This window comes from Novosphingobium sp. BL-S-34 (genome assembly GCF_056857015.1).
Map to the genome: position 1 here is coordinate 174831 of NZ_JBXEPV010000003.1, position 12310 is coordinate 187140.

Genomic DNA, 12310 nt, shown 5'->3' on the forward strand with positions numbered 1-12310 from the left:
CCAAATGGCAACCCAAAAGCGGTCGTTCCTTAAGCGCCGTCTCAAAACCCTCTTACCTGCGGCCGAACAAGTCCATGTTGGCATCCCCCCAGTCCTTCAGCGCGGTGATGATCGGCGTAAGCGATTGGCCGCGCTCTGAAAGGCTGTACTCCACGCGCGGGGGCACTTGCGGAAAGACCTCCCGCTCGATCAAGCCGTCAGCCTCCAGTTCGCGCAGCTGGTTGGTGAGCATGCGCTGCGTCACTTCGCCGGAGCGTCGGCGCAGTTCGTTGAAGCGGATCGGGCCGTTCTGTAGATGGTAGAGGATCACGGCCTTCCACTTGCCATCGATCAGGCTGACAGCCGCTTCCACCGCACAGCCTGGCGTGCAGTCGAGCCGGGAATGACGGGCCTTGACCATTTCACAGTATCCTTTTTGACACTATATGCGTTTTTTGTGCTTATGACATGAATCGCCCCTGCACTTACATCGAACTTGTCTCTCAATCCAAGGAGCAAGATCCATGCATGCCATTGCCTATCGCCAGCCAGGCCTGATCGACCGCGCCGACGCCCTGATCGATATCGAACTTCCCCGCCCCGTCCCGGCCGGTCATGACATTCTGGTTGCGGTGAAGGCGGTTTCGGTCAACCCGGTGGACACCAAAGTCCGCGCCGCCGCCGCACCTTTCGAAGGCAGCAATGAGCGCATTCTGGGCTGGGATGCATCGGGAATCGTCGAGGCCGTCGGCCCCGAAGTCACCCGTTTCAAAGTCGGCGATGCCGTGTTCTACGCCGGCAATATCGCGCGGGACGGCAGCAATGCGCAGTACCACCTCGTCGATGAACGGATCGTCGGCCCCAAGCCGCAGTCCCTGGATTGGGCCCAATCCGCCGCTCTGCCGCTGACAAGCATCACCGCATGGGAAGCCCTGTTCGACCGGCTTCGCGTGCAGCAGCCGGTGGCAGGTGGGGTTAACGCCATAGTCATCGTCGGCGGGGCCGGCGGCGTCGGCTCTATCGCAATACAGCTCGCCCGCGCGCTGACCGACCTGACCGTGATCGCCACCGCATCGCGTGGAGAAACGCAGGACTGGGTTCGCGAACTCGGCGCCCATCATGTGATCGACCATCGCCAGCCGCTCGCCGCACAAGTAGAGGCTCTGGGCATCGGTGCACCGGCCTTCGTATTCTCGACCACCCACACCGACCGGCATCTGCGCGAAATCGCCGAGCTGATCGCGCCACAAGGCCGCTTCGTCCTTATCGACGATCCGGACAGCCTCGATATCGTGGCGTTCAAGCGCAAGGCGGTTTCGGTTCACTGGGAGCTGATGTTCACCCGTCCCCTGTACGATACACCGGACCTGATCGAACAGGGCACCCTGCTCGACAAGGTGGCCGGGCTGGTCGATAGCGGCAAGATCAGGACCACGCTCACGCAGACCCTCTCCCCTATCAACGCCGCCAACCTGATTGCGGCGCATCGCCAGATCGAAAGTGCAACCACGCGCGGCAAGATCGTGCTGGAAGGATGGAACCCCGCCCATGACTGATCCCGTCGTTCACCTCGTCGCCCGGCTCGTTCCCCAGCCCGGAAAGGCGAAGGAACTTGCCGCCGCCATCACTGCCATTCTCGACGAAGTCCGCAAGGAATCGGGCTGCCTGGCCTACACGGCCCATGTCAGCCGCGACGCGCCGGGGGTCATCATCATGGTTGAGGCGTGGGCCGATCAGGCCGCGCTCGACACCCATGCGCAAGCCCCTGCCTTCACCGCATTGGCCGCCCGCTTCGGTGATCTTCTGGCACAGCCGCCGACGCTGGAACGACTCCAGCTTCTGGGCTGATGCATACCCCTCAGGCGACGCGCGCCATGCGGCGCACGGCCTGCGGCGGCTGCCCGTACTGCCGGATAAAAGCCTCGCGCATACGCCGCAGGTCGACGAAGCCGGTTTCTCGCGCCACGGCCTCAAGGCTGTGGCGCGTATCTTCCAACAGAAGCCGCGCCGCTTCCAGCCGCAACTGCTCGACCGCCTTGGCCGGTGACTGTCCCGTCTCGGCGCGGAACGCCCGGCTGAACTGACGCGGAGACAGCGCCGCCACGCCCGCCAGCTCTTCGACCGTCAGCGGATTGGCGAGATGCCCCCGCGCGTGGATCAGCGCCTTCTGAATACGATCGCTTCTCGGCGCCAGTTCCAGCAGTTCGGAATGCTGCGACTGGCCGCCCGCGCGGCGATGGTGCATCACCATCCGCCGCGCGACCGCTTGCGCGATGTCTGCTCCCAGATCCTTCTCGACCAGCGCCACCGCAACATCGAGGCCGGCCGTCAGCCCTGCCGAAGTCCAGACCGCCCCCTCGTTGATGAAGATCCGGTCATCCTCCACGCGGACCCCGGGGAATTCTTCGCGAAGCTGCCGGGCATAGGACCAATGGGTCGTGGCCCGCTTGCCCTCCAGCAAACCCATCTGCGCCAGCAGGAACGCGCCGGTACAAAGCCCGGCCACCCGGCGCGCAGATTGCGCCGCCTCCCGCAGAGTCTCAAGCATTGCCGCGTCCTGCACGGGCGGCGGCACCAGCCCGGCCATCAACAGTAGCGTATCGACCTGCCCAGCCTTGGCGAGAGGTTCGGTCGGCACGGCAAATCCGCTGGACGACATCATCGGCACACCTTCGGCCGAATAGAGGCCGAGCGAATAGAACGCCTCACCGGCAACCGTGTTCGCGAGTTCGAAGGCAGCCTGCGCGCCCAGAGCGAGAAACTGGAACCCCGGCGTGAGCACCATGGCGACTTGCGGCATCCGAAATCCTTCATGTCCTGAATGCGTAATTTATACGTCATTTGAGACATTGGGCAATGCGATCATATCCGGCCTGCCACCCGGCAACACGCATCGCAAAGGGCATTCGACCATGACCACGCAGACTCCCGGCACCGCTCTCATCACCGGCGCATCCGGCGGCATCGGCGCCATTTACGCCGACCGTCTCGCCCGCCGCGGCCACGACCTCATCCTTGTTGCCCGCAATGGCGACAAGCTTCAGCGCCTCGCCTCCAGCCTGTCCGACCGGACCGGACGCGCAGTCGAAGTTGTCGTTGCTGACCTCGAAAATGCGCAGGATCTGGCCCGCGTCGAAGCCATTCTGCGCAGCGATGCCAGCATCACCACTCTGGTCAACAATGCCGGCGTCGGCACCCACACCGCGCTGCTGGACAGCGACGTCGACCGGATGGAAGCGATGGTCCGCCTGAACGTGACCGCGCCGATGCGCCTCGCCTACGCCGCAGCGCCTGGTTTCGTCGCACGCGGACGCGGCACCATCATCAACATCGCCTCGATCGTCGCGATCACGCCGGAAACGCTCAACGGGGTCTATGGCGGCTCCAAGGCGTTCGTGCAGGCCTTCTCAGCCTCGCTACATCACGAACTGGCGGTCAAGGGCATCCGCATCCAGTCCGTCCTGCCCGGTGCCACCGCCACCGACTTCTGGGAAACCGGCGGGCTACCTCTGGACCATCTGCCGGAAAGCATCGTCATGCGCGCCGAAGACATGGTCGATGCCGCGCTCGTCGGCCTCGATCGCGGCGAAACGACGACTATCCCGGCGCTCGAAAACGCCGGCCTCTGGAGCGATTTCGAAGCCGCTCGCGCCGCCCTCGGCCCTGAGCTTTCGGCCAGCCGCCCCGCCGCCCGCTTCGGCATCGTTCACGCCCACTGACTTCCCCAGACAAACAAGGAAACCATGATGTCCACGATCCCTCTCATTGCCAACGCCGATGCCACAGCGGATTCTGCCGCCATCTTTCGCGAAGCCCGCGCCCGCATGGGCAAAGTGCCCAATTTCCTGCGCGTAATGGCCCAGGCCCCGGCCGTGCTCGATGTCTACTGGGATGGCCGCGCCGCCCTTGCCGACGGCGTACTTCCCGCCCCTGTCCAGGAGCAGATTGCCATCGCCGTCGCTACGGCCAACGGCTGCGACTATTGCCTTGCCGCACATACCGGCGCGGGCCGCTTTGCGGGCCTTTCGAGCGTCGATCTGGCAAAAGCCCAGTCCGGAGAAGCCGCCGATCCGCACGTCGCCGCCATTCTGGCACTCGCCCTGGAGGTCAACGCCGACCATGGGCGCGCTGGCCCTTCCGTGCTTGACCGCGCCCGTTCGGCCGGGCTCGCGGATGCCGAAATCCTCGAAACCATGGCCCACGCCGCGATGAGCATCCTCACCAACAGCATCAATACGATCGTCGGCACCGCGCTCGACTTCCCCCGCGTCGAGCGCGTGGCCGCCTGACCGTTTTGCCCTCTCGAAGGACACGAACCATGAAGCTTACCGGAAACACCATCTTCATCACCGGCGGCACCAGCGGCATCGGCCGGGGCCTTGCCGAGGCCCCTGCACGCGCTGGGCAACAAAGTGATCGTTTCAGGACGCAGGCGCGCCTTGCTCGATGAGGTCACCGCCGCCAACCACGGCATGGCCGCGATCGAACTCGACATAAATGACCCCGCCAGCATCGAGCGCGCTGCCGCGATCATTCGCCGCGATTTTCCCGAAACCAACGTGCTCTTCAACAACGCCGGTATCATGCCCTTCGACGACACATCGGCGCCTGTCGACGATGCCGCCGCGCAAGGTGTGATCACCACCAACCTGCTCGGCCCGATCCGCATGACCTCGGCGCTGATCGAGCACCTTAAGACCCGGCCCGAAGCGACAATCCTCTATACGAGCAGCGTCTTGGCATTCGTTCCGTTGGCCACCAACGCGGTCTATTCGGCGACCAAGGCCGCGCTGCATTCCTATGCCCTGACCCAGCGTTTCCAGCTGCGCGACACCAGCGTGCGCGTGCAGGAAATCGCGCCGCCGTGGGTGGACACCGACCTCATCTACAAGAGCGGCGATCCGCGCGCCATGCCGCTCGGTCCTTTTGTCGAGCAGACCATTACCCCGCTTGCCAAAGACGATCCTGAAGTGATCGTAGACGCCATCCGCCCGCTGCGCGACAACCCGGGTGCTGACGAACATGCCCTGGTTCACGCCTTCAATCAAAGCATTGTCGACAACCCCATTCCCATCGGTCACTAAAAAACTGAAGGAGGCTGTGGGCATCGCAGCCTCCTTCTTCGCCGACAGACCGGTCATTCGCAACCGTGTTGCCAGATCCCGAGAGCAGCCGTTCGTTCAGCCTTTCTCGATGAAGCTCACGCTGACGGAAAATGCGATGAAGCGAGACAGGTGCCCAAGATCAATTGGTACATTCAAAGCGCAGGGTAACTCCCGCTGTGATACATGGCCACGTCTATCCTACCTTGAGGCTTCTTTGGACTCGCTTCTCCTTCCGCTAGATCGCGCTGCCGAAATCATCATCACCGAAGAGCTCGCTCTCCGTGCTGATCGAATGCCTGATCTTCGTCGCGAAGCCGAAGCCTTCCACCGGATCAGCGCTGAGATTATCGCAGATCCACGCTCCGCCATTCAGCGTTTCCTCGAAGCAGCCATCGACCTTTGCAGCGCCGACGCCGCTGGGCTCAGCATGCCCGAGAACGATCGCGGCAAGCCCGTCTTCCGCTGGGATGCATTGGCCGGTGTCTACGCAGACTTCGTCGGCGGCACGGTCCCGCGTGACGACAGCCCGTGCGGACTGGCTCGAAGCCGACAGCAGAGCATTGTCGTGTCCAGGCCAGGCCGGGTCTTTCCCGAATTCGCCGCCGTCGATCCGGCGATCGAAGAGGGTTTGATCGTTCCCTTCTTCGACAATGGCCATCAGTTTCTCGGCACCATCTGGGTCGTGCATACCCGCCTTGGCCGGCAGTTCTGTGCCAATGACCTGCGGGTGATGGAGCAGCTTGCCGTGCAGATGGTTCTGGCCATCAAAATGCTGGGCGAGCAGTCCGGAGCGCAAAAGATCCAGCAAATGCTGACGCGATCACTGGATGAGCAGTCTTTCGGCGAATTCGAGGCCCAGACCGCAAGGCCTGACGATGCCTCGCTGTCCGCCATCGAAACGCTGCGCAACGATGTGTCCCATCTGGTCGAAGCCAGCGCCTTCCTCAACAGCGTGCTCGCCTCATCGAGCGACTGCATCAAAGTTCTCGACCTCACCGGGCGGATCGAGTTCGTGAACGAAGGCGGCCTGCGCTTGCTCAAGGCGCCGGATATCGACGCGATGCGCGGCCGGATGTGGCAAGATGCGTGGACCGGGAAAGAGAACTTGGTCGCGCAGGATGCCGTCGATTCGGCGTGTGAAGGCAAGACAGTTCGTTTCCTTGGAACCTCACCGACTTTTGCCGGAGAGGAGAAGTTCTGGGACGTGCAGCTCACGCCGATCCGTCACAATGGAAATGGCATCAGCCATCTTCTGGCCGTCTCTCGCGACGTCACCGACCAGAAGCGCGTCGAGCAGCAACGCGAGATCCTCGCAAACGAGCTCGACCACCGGGTCAAGAACATTCTCGCCATGGTCACGGCCATCGCATACCAGACACTGCGCGAACCCGCGACGCTCAAGAGCGCCGCTGAAGCCTTCTCGGCCCGCATTGCGGCACTGGGACAGGCGCAATCGATCCTGACCAATTCGAGCTGGGAAAGTGCTGAGCTTCGGGTTGTCGTCGAAGGCGCGCTCGCCGCACATCGCGCCGATGACAGCGATCCACGCTTTGAACTCGATGGACCACCGATCCAGCTTTCTGCCAGCAAGGCCTTGTCGCTCGCGCTCGCTATCCATGAGCTGGCGACCAACGCTGCCAAATACGGCTCTCTATCCAAGGACGGCGGAAAGGTCGTCATCCACTGGGCGGTCGCTGACGGTGAGCTGCGGTTCGAGTGGACAGAGTCCGGTGGTCCGCCCGTGGTCGAACCGAAACGCCGCGGCTTCGGCTCCAGATTGGTCGAAAAAGCGATGGCCTCGGAATTTCGTGGCCAAGTGAGGATAGAATACGCCAGCGAAGGCGTTAAATGTAGACTAGCCGCGCCCATCTAGGGATCTTCCTTCGCGACTGCCTGAGTTTGGGACGTGCCTGTCCAATCTCCCGAACGCTTCTTCAGGCATTTGGAACTGAAGCGTGGCCTCCGAAATGGTAGAAGACAGCCGAGCTGTCCTTGTCGTCGAAGACGAAGCGATAATCCGCATGACGGCGGTATCGCTTGTGGAAGATGAAGGTTTCCGCGTTTTCGAGGCGGCCAGCGCTGACGAAGCTATGGTAATCCTGGAAGCCCACCCGGGAATTCGGTTAATATTCACGGATATTCAAATGGCGGGATCGATGGATGGTCTCCAACTGATCGCCTATGCGCGCCGGCGGTGGCCACCTCTGCAGTTCATTGTCGTATCCGGCGAGAAGTCGCCCACCGCCCTCGAGATGCCTGAGGGATCGAGGTTTTTCTCAAAACCCTATGATGTGGCGCAGATCACCGGCACGCTGCAAAAGATGATGGCAGCGTAAGGCAATCTCCGCTGACAAAGCCGTCATAGCCCGCCCTGACGGACCGAATGCCGACTGAAATGTGGGATCGGGCGAGCTTCGTGTCAAAAATGCTGGGTATCAGGCGAAAATCTTGTCACTGACTTGTGACAGATTCACCCTATGTCCCGGCTAATCTTGCCCGCTGTGACAAAAGTTTGCCCGCGCCGAGCTGTGCAGGCTGCTCTCACGATCTCCCCTCATCAACGCTAGCAAGTCAAAACCCCGATGTCAGAGCCCCTGTCCGAGGCCGAGATTATGGCGTGAAGTGGGAACCGTCCGTTCATGAGCGGATCAATTAGCGGCAGGTATTGGTCAAAACGGCCGTTTGCCAATCTGTAAAGGGCAGCGACAGGACGACACCCAGTTCGTTGCAAAGGGTGACATTCGACGATCGGCGGCCTAAAATCCGCGGCCAGACTGAATAGTAGGGAGATGCAAAACGAGCATCACACTGACTTTGCTCGATCTGGCGGGAACCGTGGCGCTCCTTTTGTGGGGCGTACATATGGTGCAAAGCGGCGTGCTTCGCGCGCTGGGTCCCCAATTGCGCTCGTTCCTTGCTCGGCGTCTGTCTAACCGCTTTTCAGCGTTTGCCGCGGGCCTTGGGATCACGGCGCTGCTTCAAAGCAGCACCGCGACCGGTCTCATGGCGACCGGTTTCGCTGCGGACGGCTTGCTGACGCTCGGTCAGGGACTGGCAATCATGCTTGGGGCCAACGTCGGCACTACTCTAATCGTCCAGCTTCTTTCATTCGATGTCGCGGTTGTTGCTCCTATCCTTGTGCTGGCAGGTTATCTGCTCTTCCGTCGGGCGCGGGCGGGAGCCCGGGATTTCGGGAGGGTCTTCATCGGGCTGGGCCTAGTCCTCTTTGCACTTCACCAATTTCTGGTCCTCTTGGAACCGCTCACGGCAAACGAGGCCGTGCGCGCATTTCTGACAGGCCTGTCGAGTCATATCGTCTTCATCGTTCTGATCGGCGCGATCCTGACCTGGACAGCCCATTCGAGCGTGGCTGTGGTGCTACTGGCCATGTCCCTCGTGTCCAACGGCGTGCTGACGGTTCCAGCGGGAATTGCTCTTGCCTTGGGTGCCAATCTCGGCACGTCCCTCAATCCGGTTCTCGAGGGAGCGGCGAAGGACACAGCAGCCAAACGGCTACCACTGGGTAACCTCCTTGGCCGCATTGGGGGGGTACTGCTAGTCCTGGCCGTCTACCCTTTCGTCGCCCCTTTGACACAGGCAATCGAAGCAACTCCTGCGCGCGCGGTCGCCAATTTCCACTTCCTGTTCAATGCAGGGCTGGCCATTCTGCTTTTCCCGTTGCTCTCACCTTACGCACGGATTCTTGAGCGGCTCATGCCCGTCCGCCCCGAAACGGATCAGCCAGGAGCGCCAAAATACCTGCCTTTGGTTCGCGACGACGCTCCGTTGGTGCAACTGCTCGCTGCTGCGACACGTGAAGCCCTACGCCTCGCGGATGTCCTGGAGGCGATGCTGACGGGTCTTCGCGCGGCCCTCGAAAATCCCGATCGACGGCTTATCGAGGATTTGCGCAGGCTCGATGACCAACTCGACCAGCTCAACAGGGCCATCAAGGAAAAGCTTGTCGCTATCAACCCGGCCGCGGTGGATCAGTCGATCAACGAAAAGGCGGGGCGCATCCTCGCCTTCTCCATAAATCTTGAACAGGCAGGCGACCTGGTCGACCGCAGCTTGCTCGGCATCCTTCGCCGGGCCGCAAAACGTGGAGTTCCATTCTCCCGCGAAGGCAAGGCTGAGCTCATTGCGCAGATCGACCAGCTGATCGAAACCTTGCACATCTCGACCTCTGTCTTTCTGGCTGAGGATCGCGAGGGCGCACGCACGCTGGCAGCCTCCAAGGAGAAATTTCGCCGGATGGAGGAAGAGGCGACCGCCACACATTTCGAAAGGCTGCGCTCTGGCAACATCGAATCCTCGGAGAGCAGCGCGCTTCATCTCGATGCGCTCCGCGATCTGAAGCGCGTTAGTAGTCACCTTATTGAGGCGTCAGCCTATCCGATCCTCAAGCAGGAGGGCGATCTTCTGCCTTCGCGGCTGAAGGTTGCCACATGAGCCGGTGAACAGGCTACAGAATTACAAGTTCGGGCCTCTGACACCTCGAGCTCGTTGGCATTGCAGCAATAGGCCTCGGCGAAGAGCATGAGCAGCTCCTGTAGTAGCTTACCGGTCACCTCACTTGCTGCATCACCCGCGATTACCCAGCGCCGACGACGAAAGTTCTTTTCGGGCCAGACATCGAGTTCGGTGCGCACGCGCAGTGGGTATGCGTGGATCGGGATTGCTATGGAATCGCGGTCCTTGACCCTCTTCAGCTGATGATACACCCCGAATGGTGATGGACTGATATCGCCCAAGACCCCAGCTTCCTCCAAGGCTTCGCGCGCTGCGGATGCGTTAGGCAACATTCCGCTTACGGTCCCCTTCGGCAGCACCCGACGTCCCTTGCGGCGAGAGGTGACGAGTAGAATCTCAAGTCCGTTCTCGCGTTGCACCGGTACGGTATCGCTGCGGATTGCACTTTCTTCATTTGCAACCTCGGTGCCAAGGCTCCCTCATCGAGACGCGGATGGGAGGTGCGCCGTCCTTCAGGAGTCCTTGCGTTATCGTAGCGGACTTGGTGACAAAAATGCGGCCCTTATTCCATTCGAAATCGATGAAATGCAGTGCCTGCGAGTTTCAGGTTTCGACACGAAGGGCTGGTTTCGCCACGAGCCGTCATTCCGATTGACAGAGGGGAACGGCTTATGTTGGGTCGCGACCTGCTGCCACCGCCCTCGCCCAATTCTCGCCGACATAGCTGCCATAGAGCACCTCAACTCAGCCTCCTGATAGCTGCCCTCAGTTTACCGGGGTTCGGGTGAACCTGAACGACTTGTCGTGGGACTTTACGGTCATTCCTGCAGCAGGGGCTAAGTGGCAGCTTCCGACAGAAGCCGACGCTTGACCTGCTGCCCGTCTCATGGACACCGGGTTAGGCTACATGAGCCTGCTTCTCGAAGTCCATGGGGCTGAGATAGCCCAGGGTCGAGTGCCTGCGTATAGGGTTGAAGAAGCGCTCGATGTAAGGCCGGCAGAGCACGCTCCGCTGTCTCCGCGTTCCTTTCAGGGCGTTGCGGGGTCGAAGACCTGCGGAAGAGGGCCGGGGTTGACTATCGGCTCACCGGCGGGGGAACATCCCCGACATGAGGAGGTTCAGCGATGTTAATTCCGTCGAGGGTGGACACCGAATTGCCGGCGCGCCAACAGTCATGGCATGGCATCTATCTTCATCAGTCACGCGGTGGCGGACAAGAAGCTGGCAGAGCTGCTGGCAGACTTCCTCAAGCAAGCAATCGGTGTCCCGGTTGCCGAGATATTCTGCTCCAGCCTTGCGGATAATGGCATTCCGTTCGGGACCGATTTCAACACCTATATCCGCGAGCAGATCGAGGCGCCGAAGCTAGTCCTGCTTCTCCTGACCCCGGCGTACCTCGAGAGCGCCTTCTGCATGATGGAACTCGGTGCCGCTTGGTCGCGCGAACACCGCACGCTGCCCATCGTCGTGCCGCCTGTGGCGTTCGATACTGTGACCAGGACCCTGGGCCTCAGGCAGGCATGGGACATTACCAAGAAAGAGGGCCTGATTGATCTGCGGAAAATGATCGTGCCGTTGATCACGCTTGAACCACGCGGCGAGCACGCATGGGATGACAAGCGGACCGCGTGGAAAACCGATCTCAAAAAGGTGCTCCGGTCGCTTGTCCCCGCGCGCAAGATCGATGCGGCAGCGCATCAGGTAGTTACTGAACGGGTCGCCGAGCTCGAGGAAGAGGTGTCCGACCTTGAAACGCAGCTTGACCGTCAGAAGGATCTCGTGGCGGCGCTGGAAAAGGCCAAGGACAGGAAAGAGATAAAGGCTATCAAGGCTGCGCACGCCGGTGAGGACGGTCTGCAGGAACAGTTCGACGATCTGCTCGACGAGGTGAAGTTTGCGCGCCCGGACGACACGCCCAATGTCGTTTTCCGCCATCTTCTGATGGCGCACTATGACAAGGAGGGCACGATCGACTGGCAGGGCGCCGACGCCGAGTTTACGGCCGCCGTCCACCGCAATCTCCTGCGCGCTGACGATGGCTACCCGGTTCGTTGGGATTCAAAAAAGCTGCGTCCGTTGGCAAAGGCGCTTGATAATATCACCGCGTTCCTCGGCAGCGAGGACGGCCGTGAGCTAACCGAACAATGGGACGACAGCATGCCCTGCGAGCCGGATGACATTGATTTCTGGAAGCACCATCTTCCGATCTGATCTGTGCCTCGGCCCCGCCTCGATGTAGGCCATGACGGAACGATATTCGCTGTCAGCGAATATTTGTTGACTCCTGACGACGAATCAGGCAGGTAAGCTGCAGGCATTCGGGACAAAGGCAACATCCCACTAAACTCTGGGTGAGAAATCACCTGCGGGGCAGACCTCGGTCAGTCCTCACACTTGTCAGGAGCTTGAGGCCCCCCGCACGGGGACCGCCCGCGGCACCGATAAGGCGCGTCCCTGTGGACGGGACGCGAAGGGTTTCGGGGGGATGCTTCTTCTCTCGTTGTGATCCTGCTTGTGGAGCTGGTCCCAATTCCGGGGCGAGTGTGCAGGAGAACTACCTATGGGAATCATTCCCTCACCGGATGTCGGGAAGAAGCGTGCGAAGACTAGCCGACGGGGTCATCCAATCCGGGATGCCCTTCTGAAGCCGACGACCTGGAAGGCCGCTGCGGCCGCCTTAGATTTCATTCTGAAGGCGGTGCGTGTGGGCGCGAAGGTCTGGGACATGTTGACGTAATCCCCCCTTAACTCT

General features: G+C 61.2%; 11 protein-coding genes and 1 pseudogene. 9 read left to right on the forward strand and 3 right to left on the reverse strand.

Annotation, left to right across the window (positions count from 1 at the left end):
- Positions 1-52: 52 nt before the first annotated feature.
- Complete coding sequence (locus tag AC1VV3_RS23620) at positions 53-400, reverse strand: winged helix-turn-helix transcriptional regulator (protein WP_482963478.1); 348 nt, start codon at positions 398-400, stop codon at positions 53-55.
- 103 nt (positions 401-503) lie between these two features.
- Here AC1VV3_RS23620 and AC1VV3_RS23625 point away from each other — a divergent pair, with 103 nt between their 5' ends.
- Together AC1VV3_RS23625 and AC1VV3_RS23630 are read left to right on the forward strand one after the other, a co-directional pair.
- Positions 504-1535: a zinc-binding alcohol dehydrogenase family protein gene (locus tag AC1VV3_RS23625; RefSeq protein ID WP_482963479.1), complete on the forward strand. Its 1032-nt coding sequence runs from the start codon at positions 504-506 to the stop codon at positions 1533-1535.
- Positions 1528-1827 (forward strand): putative quinol monooxygenase, encoded by a 300-nt coding sequence (locus AC1VV3_RS23630; RefSeq protein ID WP_482963480.1) that lies wholly within the window; start codon positions 1528-1530, stop codon positions 1825-1827. Before AC1VV3_RS23625 ends, AC1VV3_RS23630 begins: the two co-directional genes overlap by 8 nt.
- Before the next feature lie 10 nt (positions 1828-1837).
- Here AC1VV3_RS23630 and AC1VV3_RS23635 read toward each other — a convergent pair whose 3' ends face one another.
- The gene (locus tag AC1VV3_RS23635) at positions 1838-2779 is read right to left on the reverse strand and encodes a GlxA family transcriptional regulator (protein ID WP_482963481.1); all 942 of its coding nucleotides are present in this window, start codon (positions 2777-2779) and stop codon (positions 1838-1840) included.
- 112 nt (positions 2780-2891) lie between these two features.
- Here AC1VV3_RS23635 and AC1VV3_RS23640 point away from each other — a divergent pair, with 112 nt between their 5' ends.
- The 6 genes and pseudogenes from AC1VV3_RS23640 (at position 2892) to AC1VV3_RS23665 (ending at position 9536) form a co-directional block, all read left to right on the forward strand.
- Entirely contained in the window at positions 2892-3698 is an 807-nt protein-coding gene (locus AC1VV3_RS23640; RefSeq protein WP_482963482.1) for an SDR family NAD(P)-dependent oxidoreductase, read from the forward strand.
- Positions 3699-3725: 27 nt separating this feature from the next.
- On the forward strand, positions 3726-4268 hold the full coding sequence (locus tag AC1VV3_RS23645; protein ID WP_482963483.1) for a carboxymuconolactone decarboxylase family protein: 543 nt from the start codon (positions 3726-3728) through the stop codon (positions 4266-4268).
- A 29-nt stretch (positions 4269-4297) separates the two neighbouring features.
- Positions 4298-5063: pseudogene (locus AC1VV3_RS23650) on the forward strand (SDR family oxidoreductase).
- Positions 5002-6957, forward strand: coding sequence for a sensor histidine kinase (locus AC1VV3_RS23655; RefSeq protein ID WP_482963484.1), 1956 nt, complete (start codon positions 5002-5004; stop codon positions 6955-6957). Before AC1VV3_RS23650 ends, AC1VV3_RS23655 begins: the two are co-directional and overlap by 62 nt.
- Before the next feature lie 82 nt (positions 6958-7039).
- Complete coding sequence (locus AC1VV3_RS23660) at positions 7040-7420, forward strand: response regulator (RefSeq protein ID WP_482963485.1); 381 nt, start codon at positions 7040-7042, stop codon at positions 7418-7420.
- 478 nt (positions 7421-7898) lie between these two features.
- Positions 7899-9536 carry a Na/Pi cotransporter family protein gene (locus tag AC1VV3_RS23665; protein ID WP_482963486.1) on the forward strand — a complete coding sequence of 546 codons (1638 nt, stop codon included), beginning with the start codon at positions 7899-7901 and terminating at the stop codon, positions 9534-9536.
- On the opposite strand, the gene AC1VV3_RS23670 is transcribed toward AC1VV3_RS23665, so the two are convergent.
- Complete coding sequence (locus tag AC1VV3_RS23670) at positions 9476-9976, reverse strand: NUDIX hydrolase (RefSeq protein ID WP_482963487.1); 501 nt, start codon at positions 9974-9976, stop codon at positions 9476-9478. The genes AC1VV3_RS23665 and AC1VV3_RS23670 overlap by 61 nt on opposite strands.
- 761 nt (positions 9977-10737) lie before the next feature.
- Between AC1VV3_RS23670 and AC1VV3_RS23675 the strand changes: the two genes are divergently transcribed.
- The gene (locus AC1VV3_RS23675) at positions 10738-11769 is read left to right on the forward strand and encodes a TIR domain-containing protein (protein ID WP_482963488.1); all 1032 of its coding nucleotides are present in this window, start codon (positions 10738-10740) and stop codon (positions 11767-11769) included.
- Positions 11770-12310: the final 541 nt, after the last annotated feature.

Coding starts and splice junctions, on each gene's coding strand:
- AC1VV3_RS23620 (WP_482963478.1), bottom strand. CDS start 400: ATGGTCAAGGCCCGTCATTCCCGGCTCGACTGCACGCCAGGCTGTGCG.
- AC1VV3_RS23625 (WP_482963479.1), top strand. CDS start 504: ATGCATGCCATTGCCTATCGCCAGCCAGGCCTGATCGACCGCGCCGAC.
- AC1VV3_RS23630 (WP_482963480.1), top strand. CDS start 1,528: ATGACTGATCCCGTCGTTCACCTCGTCGCCCGGCTCGTTCCCCAGCCC.
- AC1VV3_RS23635 (WP_482963481.1), bottom strand. CDS start 2,779: ATGCCGCAAGTCGCCATGGTGCTCACGCCGGGGTTCCAGTTTCTCGCT.
- AC1VV3_RS23640 (WP_482963482.1), top strand. CDS start 2,892: ATGACCACGCAGACTCCCGGCACCGCTCTCATCACCGGCGCATCCGGC.
- AC1VV3_RS23645 (WP_482963483.1), top strand. CDS start 3,726: ATGTCCACGATCCCTCTCATTGCCAACGCCGATGCCACAGCGGATTCT.
- AC1VV3_RS23655 (WP_482963484.1), top strand. CDS start 5,002: ATGCCCTGGTTCACGCCTTCAATCAAAGCATTGTCGACAACCCCATTC.
- AC1VV3_RS23675 (WP_482963488.1), top strand. CDS start 10,738: ATGGCATCTATCTTCATCAGTCACGCGGTGGCGGACAAGAAGCTGGCA.